This is a genomic window from Bradyrhizobium sp. SZCCT0153, assembly GCF_018129995.1.
GTDB lineage: Bacteria > Pseudomonadota > Alphaproteobacteria > Rhizobiales > Xanthobacteraceae > Bradyrhizobium > Bradyrhizobium japonicum_G.
On sequence record NZ_JAFCKS010000002.1, the window covers coordinates 610,384 to 631,530 of the forward strand.

15 protein-coding genes are annotated in these 21,147 nt (G+C 65.9%); 9 read left to right on the forward strand and 6 right to left on the reverse strand.

The annotated features are described in order from the left end of the window. Positions 1 to 35 precede the first annotated feature (35 nt). The 8 genes from ccmE (at position 36) to JQ572_RS10665 (ending at position 11,652) form a co-directional block, all read left to right on the forward strand. Positions 36 to 542 carry a cytochrome c maturation protein CcmE gene (gene ccmE / locus JQ572_RS10630; RefSeq protein WP_211382953.1) on the forward strand — a complete coding sequence of 169 codons (507 nt, stop codon included), beginning with the start codon at positions 36 to 38 and terminating at the stop codon, positions 540 to 542. Next, positions 539 to 2,521, forward strand: a complete 1,983-nt coding sequence (locus tag JQ572_RS10635; protein WP_211382954.1) for a heme lyase CcmF/NrfE family subunit — start codon at positions 539 to 541, stop codon at positions 2,519 to 2,521. Before ccmE ends, JQ572_RS10635 begins: the two co-directional genes overlap by 4 nt. Positions 2,522 to 2,525: 4 nt before the next feature. After that, positions 2,526 to 3,008, forward strand: coding sequence for a cytochrome c-type biogenesis protein (locus tag JQ572_RS10640; RefSeq protein WP_211382955.1), 483 nt, complete (start codon positions 2,526 to 2,528; stop codon positions 3,006 to 3,008). A 108-nt stretch (positions 3,009 to 3,116) separates the two neighbouring features. Further along, entirely contained in the window at positions 3,117 to 4,460 is a 1,344-nt protein-coding gene (locus JQ572_RS10645) for a methyl-accepting chemotaxis protein (RefSeq protein ID WP_211382956.1), read from the forward strand. Between the two features lie 224 nt (positions 4,461 to 4,684). After that, positions 4,685 to 6,268, forward strand: coding sequence for a Do family serine endopeptidase (locus JQ572_RS10650; RefSeq protein ID WP_211382957.1), 1,584 nt, complete (start codon positions 4,685 to 4,687; stop codon positions 6,266 to 6,268). A 275-nt stretch (positions 6,269 to 6,543) separates the two neighbouring features. Then, complete coding sequence (locus JQ572_RS10655) at positions 6,544 to 7,224, forward strand: response regulator transcription factor (protein ID WP_038944287.1); 681 nt, start codon at positions 6,544 to 6,546, stop codon at positions 7,222 to 7,224. Next, the gene (locus tag JQ572_RS10660; protein ID WP_211382958.1) at positions 7,208 to 8,668 is read left to right on the forward strand and encodes a sensor histidine kinase; all 1,461 of its coding nucleotides are present in this window, start codon (positions 7,208 to 7,210) and stop codon (positions 8,666 to 8,668) included. The genes JQ572_RS10655 and JQ572_RS10660 overlap by 17 nt, the downstream gene beginning before the upstream one ends. Further along, the gene (locus JQ572_RS10665; protein WP_211382959.1) at positions 8,665 to 11,652 is read left to right on the forward strand and encodes a bifunctional [glutamine synthetase] adenylyltransferase/[glutamine synthetase]-adenylyl-L-tyrosine phosphorylase; all 2,988 of its coding nucleotides are present in this window, start codon (positions 8,665 to 8,667) and stop codon (positions 11,650 to 11,652) included. Before JQ572_RS10660 ends, JQ572_RS10665 begins: the two co-directional genes overlap by 4 nt. Here JQ572_RS10665 and JQ572_RS10670 read toward each other — a convergent pair. The 5 genes from JQ572_RS10670 to JQ572_RS10690 are packed head-to-tail and all read right to left on the reverse strand — an operon-like array spanning position 11,609 to position 17,577. Then, entirely contained in the window at positions 11,609 to 11,842 is a 234-nt protein-coding gene (locus tag JQ572_RS10670; protein ID WP_211382960.1) for a formate dehydrogenase subunit delta, read from the reverse strand. The genes JQ572_RS10665 and JQ572_RS10670 overlap by 44 nt on opposite strands. Then, complete coding sequence (fdhD, locus tag JQ572_RS10675; RefSeq protein WP_211382961.1) at positions 11,832 to 12,659, reverse strand: formate dehydrogenase accessory sulfurtransferase FdhD; 828 nt, start codon at positions 12,657 to 12,659, stop codon at positions 11,832 to 11,834. The genes JQ572_RS10670 and fdhD overlap by 11 nt, the downstream gene beginning before the upstream one ends. Positions 12,660 to 12,663: 4 nt before the next feature. Then, positions 12,664 to 15,537, reverse strand: coding sequence for a formate dehydrogenase subunit alpha (gene fdhF / locus JQ572_RS10680; protein ID WP_211382962.1), 2,874 nt, complete (start codon positions 15,535 to 15,537; stop codon positions 12,664 to 12,666). A 10-nt stretch (positions 15,538 to 15,547) separates the two neighbouring features. Further along, on the reverse strand, positions 15,548 to 17,104 hold the full coding sequence (locus JQ572_RS10685; protein WP_211382963.1) for a formate dehydrogenase beta subunit: 1,557 nt from the start codon (positions 17,102 to 17,104) through the stop codon (positions 15,548 to 15,550). Then, positions 17,101 to 17,577: a formate dehydrogenase subunit gamma gene (locus tag JQ572_RS10690; RefSeq protein WP_211382964.1), complete on the reverse strand. Its 477-nt coding sequence runs from the start codon at positions 17,575 to 17,577 to the stop codon at positions 17,101 to 17,103. Before JQ572_RS10690 ends, JQ572_RS10685 begins: the two co-directional genes overlap by 4 nt. A 224-nt stretch (positions 17,578 to 17,801) precedes the next feature. Here JQ572_RS10690 and JQ572_RS10695 point away from each other — a divergent pair, with 224 nt between their 5' ends. Beyond that, positions 17,802 to 18,695, forward strand: coding sequence for a LysR family transcriptional regulator (locus JQ572_RS10695; RefSeq protein ID WP_211382965.1), 894 nt, complete (start codon positions 17,802 to 17,804; stop codon positions 18,693 to 18,695). Positions 18,696 to 18,697: 2 nt separating this feature from the next. Here JQ572_RS10695 and JQ572_RS10700 read toward each other — a convergent pair whose 3' ends face one another. Further along, positions 18,698 to 21,028 (reverse strand): PAS domain-containing sensor histidine kinase, encoded by a 2,331-nt coding sequence (locus JQ572_RS10700; protein WP_211382966.1) that lies wholly within the window; start codon positions 21,026 to 21,028, stop codon positions 18,698 to 18,700. Positions 21,029 to 21,147 lie beyond the last annotated feature (119 nt).

Here is a 21,147-nt window from a genome sequence, read left to right on the forward strand (position 1 = left end):
AATTTGCGACGAGACGAGCGAAGAACGGATATGCCATGACGCGCAAGCAGCGACGTATGACCATTATCGGCGGCTCGCTCGCCGTGCTCGCGCTCGCAGCCGCGCTGGTGCTCAACGCACTGCGCGACTCCATCGTGTTCTTCTCGACGCCGACCATGGTCGCCGAGAAGCACGTTGCGCCGGGCAAGCGGTTTCGTCTCGGCGGTCTGGTGCAGCCCGGCTCGCTCCAGCGCGGCGACAATCTCGCGGTGACGTTCGAGGTCGCCGACGGCGGCGCAAAGCTTCCGGTCGCCTACAAGGGCATTTTGCCCGATCTGTTCCGCGAAGGGCAGGGCGTCGTCGCCGAAGGCGTGCTCGACGCCAATGGCGTGTTCAAGGCCGACACAGTGCTCGCCAAGCACGATGAGACCTACATGCCCAAGGATGTCGCCGATGCCCTGAAGAAGCAGGGGCACTGGAAGGACGATTATGGCAAGGTTTCCGATCGCGGCAAGCCTGCGGCAACGACCGCGCAGGGCAATCCGCAGGGAGCAGTGCAATGATCGCGGAAACGGGACATTACGCGCTCGTGCTGGCGCTCGGTCTGGCGCTGATCCAGTCCATCGTGCCGCTGATCGGCGCGCGCCTGCGCGATGACGCGCTGATGAATGTGGCGCGCTCCACTGCGCTGGCGCAGCTTCTGTTCGTCGGTGCGTCGTTCATCGCGCTCGTGACGCTGCACGTGGTTTCGGATTTCTCGGTCGCCAACGTCTACGAGAATTCCCACTCCATGAAGCCGCTGCTCTACAAGATCACCGGCGTGTGGGGAAACCATGAAGGCTCGATGCTGCTGTGGGTGTCGATCCTCGCGCTGTTCGGCGGACTGGTCGCGGCCTTGGGCAACAATCTGCCGCTGTCGCTGCGCGCGCATGTGCTTGCCGTGCAGGCCTGGATCGCCAGCGCCTTCTACCTCTTCATCCTGGTGACCTCGAACCCGTTCCTGCGCATCGCCAACCCGCCGATCGAAGGGCGCGATCTCAATCCCGTGCTCCAGGACATCGGCCTCGCCGTGCATCCACCGATGCTCTATCTCGGCTATGTCGGCTTCTCGATCTCGTTCTCCTTCGCGATCGCAGCGCTGATGGAGGGGCGGATCGACGCGGCCTGGGCACGCTGGGTGCGGCCGTGGACGCTGGTCGCCTGGATATTCCTGACGCTCGGCATCGCCATGGGCTCCTACTGGGCCTATTACGAGCTCGGCTGGGGCGGCTGGTGGTTCTGGGATCCGGTCGAGAACGCCTCGCTGATGCCGTGGCTCGCCGGCACCGCGCTGCTGCATTCGGCGCTGGTGATGGAGAAGCGCAACGCGCTGAAGGTCTGGACCATCCTGCTGTCGATCCTGACCTTCTCGCTGTCGCTGCTCGGCACCTTCCTGGTGCGCTCGGGCGTCATCACCTCCGTGCACGCCTTCGCCACCGATCCCACCCGCGGCGTGTTCATTCTCCTGATCCTCTGCCTGTTCATCGGCGGCAGCCTGTCGCTTTTCGCGGGCCGCGCCGGGTCGTTGAAGCAGGGTGGCCTGTTCGCGCCGATCTCGCGCGAGGGCGCGCTGGTGCTGAACAACCTGCTGCTCACGGTCGCCTGCGCGGTGGTGCTGTTCGGCACGCTCTATCCGCTGGCGATGGAGTTGCTCGCCGACTTCAAGATGTCGGTCGGCGCGCCGTTCTACAACCTTACCTTCGCTCCGCTGTTCACGCTGCTGCTGCTCGCCGTGCCGTTCGGGCCGATGCTGGCGTGGAAACGCGGCGATCTGCTCGGCGTGACCCAGCGCCTGCTCGCGGCAGGCGTTGCCGGGCTCGTTGTGATCGCCATCGTCTGGGCATGGACGCGCGGCGGCAGCGCACTGGCGCCATTGGCGATCGGGCTTGGCGTCTTCGTCATCGCCGGTGCCATGACCGATCTGGCCGAACGCACCGGCCTGTTTCGCCTGCCCTTCGCAACGACGCTGCACCGCGCCCGCGGCCTGCCGCGCTCGGCATGGGGGAGTGTGTTTGCGCATGCGGGGCTCGGCGTCGCGCTGATCGGAATCGTCTGCGAGACCACCTGGAACAGCGAATACATCGCGACCATGAAGCAGAACGACGTCGCTCATGTCGCCGGTTATGACGTGAAGCTGGACGGCCTGTTCCAGCGCCAGGGCCCGAACTTTCGCGAGATGATCGCCGAGTTCAACGTCAGCCACGAGGGCGAGACGCTCAGCGTCATGACGCCGTCCAAGCGCAGCTTTACCACCCGCGGCTCGTCGACGACCGAGGCCGCGCTGCTGACGCGCGGCGCAAGCCAGCTCTACATCTCGCTGGGCGATGCGACCGCCGAGGGCGCCATCGCCGTGCGCATCTATCACAAGCCGCTGGTGCTGCTGATCTGGTGGGGACCGGTGCTGATGGCGTTCGGCGGCATGCTGTCGCTGTCCGACCGGCGCCTGCGGGTCGGCGCGCCGAAACCGGCGCGGGCCAAGCAGCGCCTGCAGCCGGCGGAGTGACCCGATGCGCCGGATGATGGCCACGATCGTCGCGCTCGCGCTGCTGGCCTTGCCCGCGGCGCACGCCGTGCAGCCCGACGAGATCATGTCGGACCCCGCCAGGGAGTCGCGCGCACGCGATTTGTCGCGCGAGCTGCGCTGCATGGTCTGTCAGAACCAGTCGATCGACGATTCCGATGCGCCGCTCGCGCGCGATCTGCGGCTGCTGGTACGCGAGCGCATCGCAGCCGGCGACAGCAATTCTCAGGTGCTCGACTTCCTGGTCGCACGCTATGGCGAGTTCGTGCTGCTCAAGCCTCGCTTGGAGCGGCAGACCATCTTGCTGTGGCTGCTCGCGCCGCTGTTGCTGATCGGCGGCGGGCTGGCGCTGTGGCTGCAAATCCGTCGGCGTTCGCGAAGCGGTGCAGATGTACCAGCTCCGCCGCTTACGCCCGACGAGGAAGCGCGGCTCGCTGCACTGATGTCGGAAGAACCAAGGTCGTCATAGCGCTACGTAATGATACGTAGGCCGTCTGGCGCTGCATGTTTCATGCTCTGTTGACCTTTGTCTGGAAGCTTGTCGCGTCATTTGATTCCAGACCTTGAGTCCTCAACGATGTTCACGAACAGCAATCTGACGATCCGCTTTCTGGTCGGCGCCGTCGTCGCTGCATTATTGTTCCTGCTCGGCATCGGCGGCGGCACCGGCTTCGTCGCGGTGCTCTATCTCAACAACGAGATCACCAGCCTGTCATCGGACTTCGCCGCACTGAGCGGGCCTGCGCGCGACCACGCGATGCAGATCTATCAGCAGGCGCAGACAGCGTTCTCCTATTTTCTCGTCGCCTGCGGCGTGATCGTGGTTGTCGCCGGCGCGATCTGTCTCGCCACCTGGTTTGTCGTTCGCAACGGCATCCTCAGTCCCTTGGCGGCGATCGTGCATGCCATGCGGGAGGTCGCCGACCAGAAGTTCGAGACATCGGTTCCGGGGCTCGGCGGCACCAACGAGATCGGCCTGCTCGCCGGCGCATTGGAGGTGTTCAAGACCAATGGCCTGGAGCGGCGGCGCCTCACCGAGCAGCAGCTGCATGAAGCGCAGCACCAGGCCGAGCGATCGAAATTCCTGGACGCGCGGATCAAGCGCTTCAACGAGCTGGTCGCCAGCGTCGTCGACAGCGTGGCGTCATCGGCCGTGCATTTGACGAGCAATGCCGAGACGCTGTCGCAGACCGCCAACGACACCAGCACCAAGGCCAATGCGGTTGCGAGCGCGGCTAGCCAGGCCAGCGCCAGCGTGCAGACGGTGGCGGGCTCGGCCGAGGCGATGACGAATTCGATCGGAACGATCAGCCGCCGCGTCACGGACGCGACCCAGCGCGCCGAGGGCGCAGCGACGCAGGCCGAGAAGAGCCGCGATACCATCCACACCCTGTCGGACGCCGCCGACAAGATCGGCGAGGTCGTGCAACTGGTGCAGGCGGTCGCCTCGCAGACCAACCTGCTGGCGCTCAACGCCACCATCGAGGCGGCGCGGGCAGGCGAGGCCGGCAAGGGCTTTGCCGTGGTCGCCTCCGAGGTGAAGAATCTGGCGCACCAAACCAGCAAGGCGACGGAGGAGATCACCGCCCACGTCGCCAGCATCCAGGGCATCACAGCGGAGACGCGCGGCGCGATCGACGGCATCTCCAAGACGTTGTCGGAGATTTCGTCCATCATGTCCGGCATCGAGGTCGACACCGCTCAGCAGCGCAACGCCACGCAGGAGATCACGCGCAGCGCCCGGGACGCCGCCGGCGGCACGCTCGACGTCTCCAATCACATCGTCCAGATCACCTCGACCTCCGCCGAGACCGGCCGCATGGCCGCCGAGGCGCGGGACTCCGCGGTTGACCTGTCGCGGCAGGCCGAGACCTTGAAGCGCGAAGTCGACGAGTTCATCGTCAGCGTCAGGGCAAGCTGAGCGCCCCCTTAACGGGAGGCCTGCTCGCCGTTACGGGAACTTGATTAAGTTGCTGTAATACCACGATTTTCGGCCTGCGATAAACTGCCGCATCCGCGCCTCCCGTTCATTACGAAAGTTTAACCCCCCCGCCAGCGCGCGGTAAGGCGGGAGCCCCCATCTTCAGGTCCGCAAGGTGCTGGCAGCCGGCACCAAAAGGAATTCAAGGCCCTGGAGATCCCTGCATGACCGATCGTATCGACCTTAGGAACCTTCCGTCCTACCGGCAGCCGCGCCGGTCGGTTTTCTCGGCTCGCAGGATCGCGCTGATGGCTTCGGTCATCGCCGGTCTCGGGATCGCCGTCCACGGCTTCAGCCCGTCGACCTCCCCGAGCGACCTGTTCTCCAGCCCGGCGCATGCGCAGGTCAACAACGAGGTCCGGAAGGTCGAGCGTCCGATCGGCTTCGCCGATATTGTCGAGCGCGTGAAGCCTTCGGTGATCTCCGTGAAGGTCAATATCAAGCAAAAGACCGTAAGCAACGATGACGGCGACGATTCTTCCTCGCCGTTCCAGCCGGGCTCGCCGATGGAGCGCTTCTTCCGCCGCTTCGGCGGTCCGGATGGCGTCCCGGGCCTGAAGGGCGGTGGCGGCCGCGGCCGCGTCGTGCAGGGCCAGGGTTCCGGCTTCTTCATCTCGGCTGACGGCTTTGCCGTGACCAACAACCACGTGGTCGACGGCGCCGACAAGGTCGAGGTCACCACCGACGACGGCAAGACCTACTCCGCCAAGGTGATCGGCACGGACCAGCGCACCGACCTCGCCTTGATCAAGGTCGAGGGCAGCACGAACTTCCCGTTCGCCAAGCTTGCCGACGGCAAGCCCCGGATCGGCGACTGGGTGCTCGCGGTCGGCAATCCGTTCGGCCTCGGCGGCACCGTGACGGCCGGCATCGTTTCGGCCAGCGGCCGCGACATCGGCAACGGCCCGTATGACGATTTCATCCAGATCGACGCGCCCGTGAACAAGGGTAATTCCGGCGGTCCGGCTTTCGACACCAACGGTGAGGTGATGGGCGTCAATACCGCGATCTACTCGCCCTCCGGCGGCAGCGTCGGCATCGCGTTCTCGATTCCCGCCAGCACCGTGAAGAGCGTGGTGGCGCAGCTCAAGGACAAGGGCTCGGTCAGCCGTGGCTGGATCGGCGTGCAGATTCAGCCGGTGACGTCGGACATCGCCGACAGCCTCGGCATGAAGAAGGCCGAAGGAGCGCTGGTCGCTGAGCCGCAGGCGAATGGTCCGGCTGCCAAGGCCGGCATCGAGTCCGGTGACGTGATCACGTCGGTCAACGGCGAATCGGTCAAGGACGCTCGCGAACTCGCCCGCACCATCGGCGGTCTGGCGCCCGGCGCGACCGTGAAGCTCAACGTACTGCACAAGGGCCAGGACAAGGTCGTGAACCTCACCCTCGGCCAGCTGCCGAACACGATCGAGGCCAAGGCCGACACCGACAATGACGGCGGCAAGGGTGCGAGCAAGGGCACCGACGTGCCCAGGCTCGGCATGACGGTTGCCCCCGCCAATTCCGTGGCCGGCGCCGGCAAGGACGGCGTCGTCGTCACCGAAGTCGATCCGAAGAGCGCCGCGGCCGAACGCGGCTTCAAGGAGGGCGACGTGATTCTCGAAGTCGGCGGCAAGAGCGTGAGCAGCGCCGGCGAAGTCCGCGACGCCATCAATACGGCGCGGACCGACAACAAGAACAGCGTCCTGATGCGCGTGAAGAGCGGCGGCCAGTCGCGCTTCGTCGCCGTGCCCATCGCCAAGGGCTAGGCCTCAGGAGGCTTGCGAGATGAAGGGTGTCGGCCGGCATCAGTCGCCCCCGCCGACGGCGCCCTTCGGGGAAGCAGCGCAACGACTGCTTCCCCTGTCTACCTTCCGGTGGAATTACGCCCCCCTCCGTCGGAAGGCCTAGGGCGGTGAGGTCCCCCCAGCTTCACCGCCCGCCTTTTTTCTCGATCCGAGATCGTTCCGCTCGGCTTGCATGCGATTGCCGCTCGCGCCATGTTTAGAGAAGGTTCACTCCCTTGACCGTCGCCGAACGCACGATGCGCCTCCTCATTATCGAAGACGACCGCGAATCCGCCGACTACCTCGTGAAGGCGTTTCGCGAGGTCGGGCACATTGCCGACCACGCCGCCGACGGCGAGGAAGGTCTCGCCATGGCCGAGAACGGCGATTACGACGTCCTGGTGGTCGACCGCATGCTGCCCAAGCGCGACGGCCTGTCGCTGATCGGCGCGCTGCGCGACAAGGACGATTCGACGCCGGTGCTGATTCTCTCGGCGCTCGGCCAGGTCGACGACCGCATCAAGGGCCTGCGCGCCGGCGGCGACGACTATCTGCCAAAGCCCTATTCCTTTGCCGAGCTGCTGGCCCGCGTCGAGGTGCTGTCGCGCCGCCGCGGCGGCCCGGCCGAGGACACCCTTTATCGCGTCGGCGATCTCGAGCTCGACCGTCTGTCCCACCGCGTCGCCCGCGGCAAGGACGAGCTGACGCTTCAGCCGCGCGAATTCCGCCTGCTCGAATACCTCATGAAGCATGCGGGCCAGGTTGTGACCCGCACCATGCTGCTGGAGAACGTCTGGGACTATCATTTCGATCCGCAGACCAACGTGATCGACGTGCACATTTCGCGGCTGCGCTCCAAGATCGACAAGGGCTTCGAGCGGCCACTGCTGCACACGATCCGCGGCGCCGGGTACATGATCCGTGACGGCATTCGGTAAACTCGTCCGCACCACGGCGTTCCGGCTGACGCTGGTCTACCTGTTCCTGTTCGGGATCTTCGCGGCTTCGCTGCTGGGCTATTTCGCCTGGAATACGCGGCGGCTGATCACCGAAGAGATCACGCAGACGGTCAATGCCGAGACCTCGGAGATCAACGAGATCTACGGCCGCCGCGGTCTGGTCGGCCTCGTACGCGCGATCGAATATCGGGCACTGCGGCCGGGCGCCAATCTCTACCTCGTGACCACGCCGACCGGCCAGGCGGTTGCCGGCAATGTCGGCTCGCTGGCGCCGGGCGTGATGGCGACGCGCGGCTGGTCGGAGACCGCCTACCGGCGGATCGAGGACGCCGACGACCGCGACCATCGTGCGCTGGTGCGTGTCACCGAATTGGAAAACGGCTTCCGGCTTCTGATCGGCCGCGACCTCGCCGAGCGGCGTCGCCTGTTCGGCATCGTCGCCAAGGCGGCGCAATGGTCGATCCTGATCGTCGTCGTGCTCGGCCTCGGCGGCGGCATCTTCGTCGCGCGTCGTGTGCTCCGGCGCATCGACGCCATGACCGGCACCGCGCAGCGCATCATGACCGGCGATCTCAGCGGGCGTCTTCCCGTGGGGCGTAGCGGTGACGAGCTCGACCGCCTCGCCGAAAACCTCAATGCCATGCTGGAGCGGATCGAGGCGCTGATGGCGGGGTTGAAGGAGGTCTCCGACAACATCGCCCACGACCTCAAGACGCCGCTGACGCGCCTGCGCAACCGGGCCGAGGAGGCGCTGGCGAAATCGGGCAGCGAAGCCGATTACCGCGCCGCGCTGGAGCGGACGATCGAGGAATCCGACGGCCTGATCCGTACCTTCAACGCGCTGCTGATGATCGCGCGCGCCGAGTCCGGACAGGCGCGCGGCAACATGGATGATTTCGACGCGGCCGAGGTCGCAGGTGGCATCCACGAGCTCTACGAGCCGCTCGCCGAGGACGACGGCATGACGTTGAAGGTCAAGGCCGAGCCGACACCGGTTCACGCCAACCGCGAACTGATCAGCCAGGCGCTCGCCAATCTGGTCGAGAATGCGATCAAATACGGCAAGCCGGTCGCGCAGACGGCGGGAACCGTGGTCAGCATGGATAGCAGGCAGATCACGATCGAGGCCAGGCGCGACGGCGATCAGGTGCTCCTCAGCGTCACCGATCACGGTCCCGGCATCCCCGAGAGCGACCGCAAGCATGCCGTGGAACGATTCGTTCGGCTGGAAGCGAGCCGCACCCTGCCTGGGTCCGGCCTCGGCCTCAGTCTCGCTTCGGCAGTCGCGACATTGCATGGCGGTGAGTTGAGGTTGGGCGACGCCCAGCCGGGTCTTATCGCCACCCTGGTCCTGCCGGTGCGCGCGGGGGCCGGCGACAGGGTTGCTCCGCCAATGCTGGATGTGCCACAGAAGGTGGCATGAACCACTCCGCGCCGGGAAACGCGGACAAGCATGGTGAGAGCCTGGCCGCGCGCTTCGCGGAAGCTCCCCATATTGCCGCTTCCACGAACGACGAACGACGTTTTAAGGACTGGCTGGCCGAGCTCGAGCCGGCACAATCGGCCCGTCTTGAAGCGCTGCTGGCTCATCCCTTCGCACGGGACATCCTGGCCGGCATCGCGGAATTCTCGCCCTATCTGTTCGATCTGATGCGCGCCGATTCCTTGCGCCTGATCCGGCTTCTCGAATGCGATCCGGATGCGTATCTCGCCACGCTGATCGGGGAGGCGAGGGGCGCGGTGCTCGCCGCGTCCGACGAAACCGAGGTGATGCGGCTGCTTCGCCGCATGAAGGCGGAGGCCGCGCTGCTGACCGCGCTGTGCGACATCGGCGGGGTCTGGCCGGTGATGCGGGTGACCGCGGCGCTCACCGATGTCGCGGTGTCCTCGGTGCAGGCGGCGCTTCAATATTTGCTGCGGCAGGAAGCCGCACGCGGCAAGCTCTCGCCGCCCAATCCCGAGACCCCTGAGGAGGGCTGCGGGCTGATCGTGCTTGCGATGGGCAAGATGGGGGCGGCCGAGCTGAACTATTCCAGCGACATCGATCTCATCGTGTTCTTCGATCCCGACAACACGACGCTCGCGCCCGATATCGAACCCCAGCCATTCTTCGTGAGGGTGACGCAAGGGATGGCGCGCATCCTCCAGCAGCGCACCTATGACGGCTACGTCTTCCGCGTCGATCTGCGGCTGCGTCCCGATCCGTCCTCGACGCAGGTGGCGATTTCGCGTGACGCCGCGCTGAACTATTACGAGCGGGAGGGGCGCACCTGGGAGCGCGCCGCGATGATCAAGGCGCGTGCCTGCGCCGGCGATCCCAAAGCGGGCGAAGCACTGCTCGCCGAGATCGCGCCTTTCGTCTGGCGCAAGCATCTCGACTTCGCGGCGCTGGCCGACGTCCACGACATGAAGCGGCAGATGCAGACCTATCGCGGCCAGAGCGACGTCGCGGTCGAGGGCCATAACGTCAAGGTCGGCCGTGGCGGCATCCGCGAGATCGAGTTCTTTGCCCAGACCCAGCAGTTGATCGCCGGCGGCCGCCATCCGGAATTGCGGGTGCGGCCAACGCTCGCCGCGCTCGACATTCTCGCTTCCAGCAGCTGGATCACCTTCGCGGCGCGCGACGAACTGACCAAGGCGTACGAATTCCTGCGCCGGGTCGAGCATCGCCTCCAGATGATCGCCGACGAGCAGACCCACACGCTGCCCGAGGACAAGGGGGCGGTCGAGCGCTTCGCCCTGTTCTTCGGCTATTCGGATCGCGAGGCCTTTGCCCGCGATCTCCTGCGTCAGCTCGAGATCGTCCAAGGCCACTATGAAAAACTGTTCGAGGGCGACGATCCGACCGGCACGGCCAAGCTGCCGGCGCTCGACTACGGGGCGGGTCCCGAAGATCCGCGCCTGCTGCAATATTTGACGACGCTCGGCTTCAAGAAGCCTGCCGCGGTGGCGCAGACCGTGCGCGACTGGATCACCGGCGACTATCGCGTGTTCCGCGTCGAGGCGACGCGCAGCGCCTTCGTCGAATTTGTGCCGGCGCTGATCGACGGTCTCGCCCATGCCGAGGAGCCGGATCGCGCGGTCGTGGCGTTCGATCATTTCCTCGGAGCGCTCCAGCGTGGCGGCCGGCTGATCACGCTGCTCGGCCAGAACCGCGATCTCGTCGCGCTCGTGGCCCTGGTGCTCGGCGCGGCGCCGCGGCTCGGCGAGATGCTGGCGCGGCAGCCGCAGCTCATGGACGGCCTGATCGATCCGCGCTTCTTCGGCGCCATGCCCGACCGGCAGGAATTGTCGGGGCGGCTCGCGACGACCGTGCAGGACGCCGGCTCCTACGAAGAGTTCCTCGATCGCCTGCGCCTGTTCGGGCAGGAGAGTCTGTTCCTGATCGGCACGCGCATCCTCTCAGGCACGGTCTCGGCGCCGCAGGCGAGCACGGCCTTCGCCGACGTCGCCGAAGGCATCGTCCATACGGTGCATGGCCTCGTCGCCGACCGCTTCGCCGCGCAGCACGGCCGCATCAAGGGGCAGGAGACCGCGATCATCGCGATGGGCCGGCTCGGCAGCCGCGAGATGACGGCGTCGTCCGATCTCGACCTGATCCTGCTCTACGATTTCGACCGCGACGATCCCGACTCCGACGGTGCGAAGTCACTGCAAGGTGCGCATTATTTCGCTCGCTTCACCCAGCGCCTGATCAGCGCGTTCACGACGCGCACCAATTACGGCGTGCTCTACGAGATCGACATGCGCCTGCGCCCCTCGGGGCGCGCCGGCCCCGTGGCTTCGAGCCTGGTTTCGTTCGCGGACTACCAGACCAATGAGGCCTGGACCTGGGAGCACATGGCATTGACGCGCGCACGCGTGGTGTCGGCATCGCCCGAATTCGGGGAACGGATCGAACGCGTCATCCGGGATGTCCTGACCCGGCGCCGCGACCCCGCAATCACGGCCAACGATGTCGCCGACATGCGGCGCGCGATCGCCCAGGAGAAGGGCGAGGCCGATTGCTGGGATCTCAAGTATGCCGCCGGCGGCATGGTCGACATCGACTTCATCGCGCAATATCTCCAGCTCGTGCACGCTCACGACAAGCCGGACATCCTCGACGTCAGTACGATGCAGGTGCTGGAAAATGCATCAAGGCTTGGCGTGATGGCGCAATCGGAAACCGAGATATTGCGTGCCGCGGCGCGGCTCTATCACGACCTGACGCAGATCCTGCGGCTTTGCGTCAGCGACCGCTTCAAGCCCGAGACCGCCGGCACCGATCTTCTGCGTGTGATGGCGCGCGCCGGCGATGCGCCGGATTTCTCGTCGCTGGAAGCGCGTGTGAAGGAGACGCAGGGCGAGGTGCGGCGCGTGTTCACGGCGCTGCTGGAAACGACGTCGCCTTCTTCAGCGAGGTAAGCGCCTCGCGCACGTTCGGCTCCAGGCCCGCGCCGCCGGCATCGAGATGGGCGAAGATCGCGCGCTTCATCCGGGGATCCCAGAACTTCCTGATGTGCTCGGCGATTCCCGGCACGGCCTTGTCGTGACCCTGGCTGCGGAAGAACGTGCCGATCTGGTTGGCCATGTAGATCAAACGGTCAGGCGACATCGGCAATCTCCGTGGCATGACGGGCGACAACCCGGCCGCCATGCGAAAACACTTCGAACCCGTCCTGGCGGGCAATGGCTATCAACGTGATGCCGGCGGCCTCCGCCGTGCGCACGGCCAGCGCGGTCGGTGCGGAGACGGCGACCATCACCGGCACGCCGATGGCGGCGGTCTTCTGCACCATCTCGACCGAGACCCGGCTCGTCAGCAGCACCATGCCGCCGCTTGCAGCCGTGCGGCTGCGCGCCAGCGAACCGGCGAGCTTGTCGAGCGCGTTGTGGCGGCCGACATCCTCGCGCAGCGCGACGATACCGCCGGCGGGTGACCAGAACGCGGCGGCGTGAACGGCGCGGGTTTGCAAATTGATCGATTGCAGCGGCGCGATGGCCTGCACCGCCGCCATGATCTGCTCGGGCGTAAACGTCTGTCCCTGCGGCACGACGGCCGCAGGCCGCACGGCCTCGGCAATCGAATCGATGCCGCAGAGACCGCAGCCGGTCGGGCCGGCGATGTGGCGGCGGCGCTGGCTGATGCGTGCGGCATCTTCCGGCGCCAGCCACATACGCAGCTCGATGCCATCGTCGAGGCGGACCACTTCGAGCGACTTGATGTCGTCGACCGATCTGATGATGCCTTCGTCCAGGCTGAAGCCGACGGCGAAGTCTTCCAGGTTCTGCGGCGTTCCCATCATGACGGCGTAGGTGCCGCCATTGTAGGTCAGCGCCAGCGGCGTCTCTTCGGGGATCAGCCGCGTGCCTTCGGACGCAGCACCGTCGCGCCAGATTTCGCGGTCGATGGCCTGGACCGGCACGTGCATGCCGCTACTCCGCAGCTTCTGCCGGTGCGATGCGACGGGAGTGCCGCGCCTGCTCATCATAGGCCTTCTGCCAGTCGGACGGTCCGTTCGACGGCGAGATCTGCACCGCCGTGACCTTGTATTCGGGGCAGTTGGTCGCCCAGTCCGAATACTCGGTCGTGATGACGTTGGCCTGCGTGTCCGGGTGATGGAAGGTGGTGTAGACGACGCCCGGCGCGACACGGTCGGTGATCTCCGCACGCAGCGTCGTCTCGCCGGCGCGACTCTTCAGCCGCACCCAGTCGCCGTCGCGCACGCCGCGCTGCTCGGCGTCGTGCGGATGGATCTCGAGCCGGTCCTCGGCATGCCAGATCACGTTCTCGGTGCGCCGCGTCTGCGCGCCGACATTGTACTGGCTGAGGATGCGCCCCGTGGTGAGCAACAGCGGGAAGCGCGGGCCGGTGCGCTCGTCGGTCGCGACATATTCGGTGACGATGAACTTGCCCTTGCCGCGGACGAAGCCGTCGATATGCATCACCGGCGTACCCTCCGGCGCCTTCTCGTTGCAGGGCCACTGCACCGAGCCGAGCTCGTCGAGCTTGGCGTAGGAGACGCCGGCGAAGGTCGGCGTCAGCGCCGCGATCTCGTCCATGATCTCGGACGGGTGACTGTAGTTCATCTCGAAGCCCATGGCCTTGGCAAGGGCGATGGTGACCTCCCAATCGGCCATGCCGTTCTTCGGCGTCATCACCTTGCGCACGCGCTGGACGCGGCGCTCGGCATTTGTGAAGGTGCCGTCCTTCTCGAGGAAACTCGAACCGGGCAGGAAGACGTGAGCGTAGTTCGCGGTCTCGTTCAGGAAGAGATCGTGAACGATCACGCATTCCATCGCCGACAACGCCGCCACCACATGCTTGGTGTTGGGGTCGGATTGCAGGATATCCTCGCCCTGCACGTAGATGCCCATGAACGTGCCTTCGATCGCGGCATCGAACATGTTGGGAATGCGCAGGCCCGGCTCCGGGTTGAGCTTGACGTTCCAAAGCGCCTCGAATTGGTCGCGCACGGCGTCGCCTGAGATGTGGCGATAGCCCGGCAGCTCGTGCGGGAACGAGCCCATGTCGCAGGAGCCCTGCACGTTGTTCTGGCCGCGCAGAGGGTTCACGCCGACGCCGGGACGGCCGATATTGCCTGTTGCCATCGCGAGGTTGGCGATCGCGATCACGGTGGTCGAGCCCTGGCTGTGCTCGGTGACGCCGAGGCCGTAGTAAATGGCGCCATTGCCGCCGGTGGCGTAGATGCGGGCCGCTTCGCGCAGATCGTGCGGGTCGACGCCAGTCAGGATGGCGGTTGCTTCCGGGCTGTTGTTCGGCTGGGCCACGAACGCCGCCCATTCCTCGAACTCGGTCCAGTCGCAGCGTTCGCGCACGAACGCTTCGTTGACGAGCCCTTCGGTGACGATGACATGCGCCAGCGCCGTCACGACGGCGACGTTGGTGCCGGGCATCAGGGGCAAGTGCAGCGCCTTCACATGCGGCGATTCCACCATCTCGGTGCGGCGCGGATCAATCACGATCAGCTTGGCGCCCTGGCGTAGCCGCTTTTTCAGGCGCGAGGCGAAGACCGGGTGAGCCGAGGCCGGATTGGCACCGATGATCACGGCGACGTCGGTATGCTCGACCGAGTCGAAGTCCTGTGTGCCGGCCGACGTGCCGAACGTCACAGAAAGACCATAACCGGTTGGAGAGTGGCAGACGCGCGCGCAGGTATCGACATTGTTGTTGCCGAAGCCGGCGCGGATCAGCTTCTGCACCAGATAGGTTTCTTCATTGGTGCAGCGGGACGAGGTGATGCCGCCGATGGCGTCGCGACCGTACTTCGTCTGGATGCCCCGCATCTTCGCTGCGGCAAAGGAGAACGCCTCGTCCCACGGCACTTCGCGCCAGGGATCCTCGATCCGCTCGCGGATCATCGGCTTGAGGATGCGTTCCTTGTGATTGGTGTAACCCCAGGCGAAGCGGCCCTTGACGCAGGAATGGCCCCGATTGGCCTTGCCGTCCTTGTACGGCACCATGCGAACCACTTCCTCGCCGCGCATCTCGGCCTTGAACGTGCAGCCGACGCCGCAATAGGCGCAGGTGGTGACGACGGAGTGCTCGGGCTGGCCGATCTCGATCACGGACTTCTCGGTCAGCGTCGCGGTCGGGCAGGCCTGCACGCAGGCGCCGCAGGAGACGCATTCGGAGCCGAGGAAGCTTTCGCTCATTCCCGGCGAGACGCGGCTGTCGAAGCCACGGCCCGAGATGGTCAGGGCGAAGGTGCCTTGGACCTCCTCGCAGGCGCGGACGCAGCGCGAACAGACGATGCACTTGGAAGGATCGTAGGTGAAGTAGGGATTCGACTCGTCCTTCGGCATCCAGGCGGCGTTGACCTCGCCGTTGGACTTCGCGAAGACGTGGTTCTCACCTTCATAGCCGTAGCGCACGTCGCGCAGGCCCACCGCGCCGGCCATGTCCTGCAACTCGCAATCGCCGTTGGCGCCGCAGGTGAGGCAGTCGAGCGGATGGTCGGAGATGTAGAGCTCCATCACGCCCTTGCGCAGCTTCTTCAGCCGTTCGCTCTGGGTGTGCACGACCAGGCCGGACATGACCGGCGTGGTGCAGGAGGCCGGGGTGCCGGCACGGCCCTCGATCTCGACCACGCAAAGGCGGCACGAGCCGAACGCATCGACCATGTCGGTCGCGCAGAGTTTTGGGATCTGGTGGCCGGCGTCCATGGCAGCCCGCATGATCGAGGTGCCCTCGGGCACGGTGACCTCGTTGCCGTCGATGGTCAGCGTCACCATCGTTTCCGATTTCGAGCGCGGCGTGCCGAAGTCGATTTCTTCGATCAGAGACATTGTCGTTCTCCTATTCAGCGGCCTGAAGCGTGGTCGGCGCCGGGACGAAGTCCTCCCGGAAGTGCTTCAATGCGCTGAGCACGGGGTAGGGCGTGAAGCCGCCGAGCGCGCAGAGCGAGCCGAATTTCATGGTGTTGCAGAGGTCTTCGACGAGCGCGAGGTTTTCGCTGACGCGCTCGCCGCGCATGATCTTCTCGATGGTTTCGACGCCGCGGGTCGAGCCGATGCGGCAAGGCGTGCACTTGCCGCAGGATTCGATGGCGCAGAACTCCATCGCGAAGCGCGCCTGCCTGCGCATGTCGACGCTGTCGTCGAACACGACGATGCCGCCATGGCCGATCAGGCCGTCGCGCGCGGTAAAGGCCTCGTAGTCGAACGGCGTGTCGAATAGCGCGCGCGGGAAATAGGCTCCGAGCGGACCACCGACCTGCACGGCACGCACCGGGCGGCCGGTGAACGTGCCGCCGCCGATGTCGTCGACGAGCTCGCCGAGCGTTACGCCGAACGCCGTTTCGAACAGGCCGCCATGGCGGATATTGCCGGCGAGCTGGATCGGCATCGTGCCGCGCGAGCGGCCCATGCCGAAATCGGCATAGGCTTTCGCACCCTCGGCGAGGATGAAGGGGATGGCCGCGAACGACAGCACATTGTTGATGACGGTCGGCTTGCCGAACAGGCCGTGATGCGCCGGCAGCGGCGGCTTGGCACGCACGAGGCCGCGGCGGCCTTCGAGGCTCTCCAGCAGCGAGGTCTCTTCGCCGCAGACGTAGGCGCCGGCGCCGACGCGCACCTCGAGATCGAAGCTGTATGTGGACCCGCCGATCTTGTCGCCGAGATAGCCGCCGCGCCTCGCTGCCATGATGGCGGCATTCATCGCTTCGACCGCGTGCGGATATTCGCTGCGGATGTAGATGTAACCCTTGGTGGCGCCGACGGTGATGCCGGCTGTGGTCATGCCCTCGATCACCAGGAACGGGTCGCCCTCCATGATCATGCGGTCGGCGAAGGTGCCGCTATCGCCTTCGTCGGCGTTACAGACGATGAATTTGCGGTCGGCCTTGGTCTGGGCAACCGTCTTCCACTTGATGCCGGTCGGGAAGCCCGCGCCGCCGCGGCCGCGCAGGCCGGATGCGGTGACCTCGGCAAGGATCGCATCGGAGCCGAGCGAGAGCGCGCGCTCCAGCCCCTTGTAGCCGCCATGGGCGCGGTAGTCGTCGAGCGAGCGCGGGTCGATGACGCCGCAGCGGGCGAAGGTGAGACGGGTCTGGCGCTTGAGCCATGGGATCTCGTCGGTCGCGCCGAGCCGCAGCAGGTGCGGCGTGTTGCTGGCGAGCGCGTCGAGCAGGGAGGGGACATCGGCCTCGGTGACCGGGCCAAAGGCGATCCGGCCCTGCGGCGTCGCGACCTCGATCAGCGGCTCCAGCCAGTACAGGCCGCGCGAGCCGGTCCTGACGATCTCGACCGCAACGCCGCGCTTGGCCGCAGCCTGTTCAAGTGCCAGCGCAACCTCGTCGGCGCCGACGGCGACCGCACCGGCATCGCGTGAGACGTATAGACGCATGTTCATCGCTGCGCCTCCGCGACGAGTGCATCGATACGCGTTTCATCGAGCCTGCCGATGAGCCGGCCGTCGAGCATCGCGGACGGCGCGGTCGCGCACAGGCCAAGGCAGTAGATCGGCTCCAGCGTGACGCGATCGTCGGCCGTGGTGCTGCCTAGCGAAACGCCGAGCTTGGCCTCGGCTCGCGCCGCCAGCGCATCGCCGCCCGCCGCCTGACAAGCCTCCGCGCGGCACAGTTTCAGAACGTGTCGGCCGGCCGGCTTGTGGCGGAAATCATGATAGAACGTGAACACGCCATGCACTTCGGCGCGCGACAGATTGAGCGCCTGCGCCACCATGGGAATGGCCGCCTCCGGCACGTAGCCGAACGCCTCTTGAAGGGCATGCAGGATGACGAGCGTCGCGCCCTCTTGCCTGGCATGCTCGGCGATGATCTCGGCACCGCGCGTTTCGTCCCAAGGTTCGTAAGCCGCTGTCATTCTTCGTTCTCAACCGGAGCGTTTCTGCCTCGCAAACTATTTGGAATCATTCGAAGATCAATAAAGCTGTCTCATGCTGCGATTGCGAATTCTGATCGATTGACGAGTGCGATCGGTCGATCTGAAATTGCGATTAAAGCCATTCCGCCGGGTGGTTTTTACGTGTTGGGAACGGGTGGGCATGCTAGCTTGCATGCCACGACACAATCCGAGGGGACGACCGGTTGCTCGACAAGCTTGAACTGCTGCTGGCGCTGGCGAAGGAGCGGCATTTCGGACGCGCGGCGGAGGCCTGCGGCGTGACGCAGCCGACGATGTCGACCGGGCTCAAGCAACTCGAGGAGATCCTCGGCGTGATGCTGGTCCAGCGCGGGTCCCGCTTCCAGGGTTTTACGCCGGAAGGCGAGCGGGCGCTGGACTGGGCGCGGCGGATCGTGGGCGATGCCCGTGCGATGCGCGATGAGATCAACGGGCTGAAGCACAAGCTCTCCGGCGAGATCCGCATTGCGGCGATCCCGACCGTGCTCGGCATGGTCGCCGCGCTGACCACGCCGTTTCGCGCCAGGCATCCCGAGGTGCGCTTCCGCATCCAGTCCACCACCTCGTCCGAGGTGTTGGGGCTGCTCGAAAATCTCGAGGTCGATGCGGGGCTGACCTATATCGAGAACGAGCCGATCGGCAAGGTTCGCACCATTCCGCTCTACAACGAGAGCTATCGCCTGCTGACCGCGCCGGACGGCATGTTCGGCGATCGCGAGACGGTGACGTGGAAGGAGGTCGGGCAGGTGCCGCTGTGCCTGCTTACGCCCGACATGCAGAACCGCCGCATCATCGACCGTGCGCTGCGCTCGGTCGGCGCTGAGGCGACGCCGACGCTGACCTCGAACTCGCTGCTCGTGTTGTTCACGCATGTGAAGACGGGGCGGTGGGCGAGCGTGATGCCGGCCAAGCTCGCCGAGACGCTCGGCCTGTCCGACACGGTGCGCTCGATCCCGATCACCGATCCCGATGTCAATTACAGCATCGGTATGGTGATCCCGCAGCGCGATCCGATGACGCCGCTGATCGCGGCGTTGGTCAATGTGGCGCGGGAAGTCGCGCCGTCGCTGCAGTCATAGCGTCAGGCCGCAGCCGATATCCCGGACGCCGCCTTGATCGCGTCGCGCGGCAGGGTCACGCGCACGACGGTGCCGACTTCGAGCTTTGAGCGCAGCCGCATCGAGCCGCCATGGAGTTGCGCCAGCGAGCGCGCGATCGCAAGCCCCAGACCCGAGCCGTGATAGGTCTTGGTGAGCTGGCTCTCGACCTGCTCGAACGGGCGGCCAAGCCGCGCCAGCGAATGCGGCGCGATGCCGATGCCGGTATCGGCGATCATCAGCACGATCCTGTCGTCGAGCTGCCGGCTGCGCACGACGATGCGTCCGCCGTCGGGCGTGAACTTCACGGCGTTGGAGAGCAGGTTGACGATGATCTGCTTGGTGGCGCGGCGATCGGCGACGACGCAGATGGATTTTGCGATATCGGCGTCGAGCGTCAGGTGCTTGTCCTGCGCCCGGCCGGTGACGACCCGCATGGATTCCGCGAGCGTCTGCGCCAGGTCGAGCTCCTCCATGTCGAGCTTCATGCGGCCGGCCTCGATCTTGGACATGTCGAGGATGTCGTTGATGACTTCGAGCAGATAGTGGCCGCTGGTCAGGATGTCGTGGCAGTACTCCTGGTACTTCTCCGAGCCGAGCTCGCCGAACATGCCCGACCCCATGATCTCGGAGAAGCCGATGATCGCGTTCAGCGGCGTGCGCAACTCGTGGCTCATATTGGCGAGGAACTTCGACTTGGTCTGGTTGGCCTCCTCGGCGCGGGTCTTCTCGCGCTGGTACTTCTCGGCGAGGTCGGCGAGCTCGCCCGCCTGGCGCTCCAGGGCGGCCTGCGAGCGCTTCAGGTCGATGACGGTGGCGCGCAAGCGCAGATCGTTGTCGACCAGCTTCTGCTCGTGCTCCTTGATCCGGGTGATGTCGGTGCCGACCGAGACGTAGCCGCCATCCTTGGTCCGGCGCTCGCTGATGTGCAGCCAGCTGCCGTCGTCGAGCTGCGCCTCGAAGGTGCGCGCCCCCGGGCCCTGGCTCGCGGTCTCGTTGTGGCGGGTGCGCACTTCCGGCATGCGGCCGACCTCGAGCACCGTCTCGTAGGAGGTACCGGGAATGACGGCACTGTCGGGCAGCTTGTGCAGGCGCTGGAAGTGGGAGTTGCAGAGCACGAGGCGGTCGCTCGCGTCCCACAGCACGAAGGCTTCCGGAATGGTCTCGATCGCGTCGCGCAGGCGCAGATCGGCTTCCACGGTCTTCTCGGCGAGGCTCTTCTGCTCGGTGATATCGACGGCGATCCCGATCAGGTGCACGCTGGAATCGGTCGCCCCGCTCGTCTTCTCGCAGCGGACGCGGAGCCAGATCCAGTGGCCGTCGACATGCTGCATGCGGAAGGTCTGGTCGATGTGGTCGATCTTCTCGGAGATGAGCTGGTCGGCGATCTCGAACAGGTCGATGTCGTCGGACTTCACCAGCGCGTTGACCTCGCCGAAGGTGAGGAGCTCGTTGCGGCCGTCGAGACCGAGTATCGAAAACATCGACTGCGACCAGAAGATCCGGCCGCGCGACAGGTCCCAGTCCCACAATCCGCAGCGGCCGCGGTTGAGCGCGGTGTCGATCCGGCCGCGCACGGCGTCGTTGATCAGGTCGCCCTCGCGAGCGCGGGTGGACTGCCAGTGGAAGGCGAAGCCGAGGATCAGGACGACGAAGCCGGTGGTCGCCGACAGCGTCACCGAGAGCGCGGCGTCCGAGCCCCAGATCGGCTCGTTGCGCTCCTGGATCACGGTGACGAAGCCGGGCAGCGACTTGATCTGCTGCGAGGTCGCCATGGCGGCGTTGCCGTTCGGCAGCGTCATGTCGGAGATGTTGCCGTCGCGCGGCGGCGCCGCGAGCAATTGAGCCGTGGTGATCGCATCGAGCAGGTGGTCGTTGCCTGACGGATCGCTGTCGATCGGGATGCGGGCGAGGATGCGGCGGTCGATTCCGGCCGAGGTGACGATGACGTGGCGGCCCGAGGCGGTGCCCCAGGACGGAATGAGATCGGGCAGCTGCGTCGGCAGGTTCTCGATGTTCTTCAGCCGGTCCTGTCGCGCGGAGGTGAGGCGGTCGATGCGCTCGGCGAGCAGGTCGGCGAGCGCCGAGATGTCGTGGCGGATCACCAGGCGCTTCTGGCGCGTCTGGTCGACGACCTGCACGAAGGCGCCGAGGCAGATCGTGATCAGGAACGCAATGATGAGAGTCGGCACGGCGCGCCGCAGCGCCGGCTCCGCGATCAGGAGCCGATGATAGGCAGGTTTCGCGATCGATTGCGCCAATCCTTTGATCGAATCGGATTGGACGCACGCGTTCGCGGCGTCTGCACGCGCCATGCCTTCGGCCCCCTGAAAAGCTGCTTGCAACTTGAGTTCGGAAGCAGCCCCACATCGCTTCCGAATCATGCCCGATTTGAATCCAGTTTTCGCGGGCTGTCGAGAGTCAACGAATCGTT

Coding starts and splice junctions, on each gene's coding strand:
- JQ572_RS10690 (WP_211382964.1), bottom strand. CDS start 17,577: ATGACAGCGGCTTACGAACCTTGGGACGAAACGCGCGGTGCCGAGATC.
- JQ572_RS10665 (WP_211382959.1), top strand. CDS start 8,665: ATGAACCACTCCGCGCCGGGAAACGCGGACAAGCATGGTGAGAGCCTG.
- fdhD (WP_211382961.1), bottom strand. CDS start 12,659: ATGCACGTGCCGGTCCAGGCCATCGACCGCGAAATCTGGCGCGACGGT.
- JQ572_RS10650 (WP_211382957.1), top strand. CDS start 4,685: ATGACCGATCGTATCGACCTTAGGAACCTTCCGTCCTACCGGCAGCCG.
- JQ572_RS10645 (WP_211382956.1), top strand. CDS start 3,117: ATGTTCACGAACAGCAATCTGACGATCCGCTTTCTGGTCGGCGCCGTC.
- JQ572_RS10635 (WP_211382954.1), top strand. CDS start 539: ATGATCGCGGAAACGGGACATTACGCGCTCGTGCTGGCGCTCGGTCTG.
- JQ572_RS10670 (WP_211382960.1), bottom strand. CDS start 11,842: ATGTCGCCTGACCGTTTGATCTACATGGCCAACCAGATCGGCACGTTC.
- ccmE (WP_211382953.1), top strand. CDS start 36: ATGACGCGCAAGCAGCGACGTATGACCATTATCGGCGGCTCGCTCGCC.
- JQ572_RS10685 (WP_211382963.1), bottom strand. CDS start 17,104: ATGAACATGCGTCTATACGTCTCACGCGATGCCGGTGCGGTCGCCGTC.
- JQ572_RS10655 (WP_038944287.1), top strand. CDS start 6,544: ATGCGCCTCCTCATTATCGAAGACGACCGCGAATCCGCCGACTACCTC.
- JQ572_RS10700 (WP_211382966.1), bottom strand. CDS start 21,028: ATGGCGCGTGCAGACGCCGCGAACGCGTGCGTCCAATCCGATTCGATC.
- fdhF (WP_211382962.1), bottom strand. CDS start 15,537: ATGTCTCTGATCGAAGAAATCGACTTCGGCACGCCGCGCTCGAAATCG.
- JQ572_RS10640 (WP_211382955.1), top strand. CDS start 2,526: ATGCGCCGGATGATGGCCACGATCGTCGCGCTCGCGCTGCTGGCCTTG.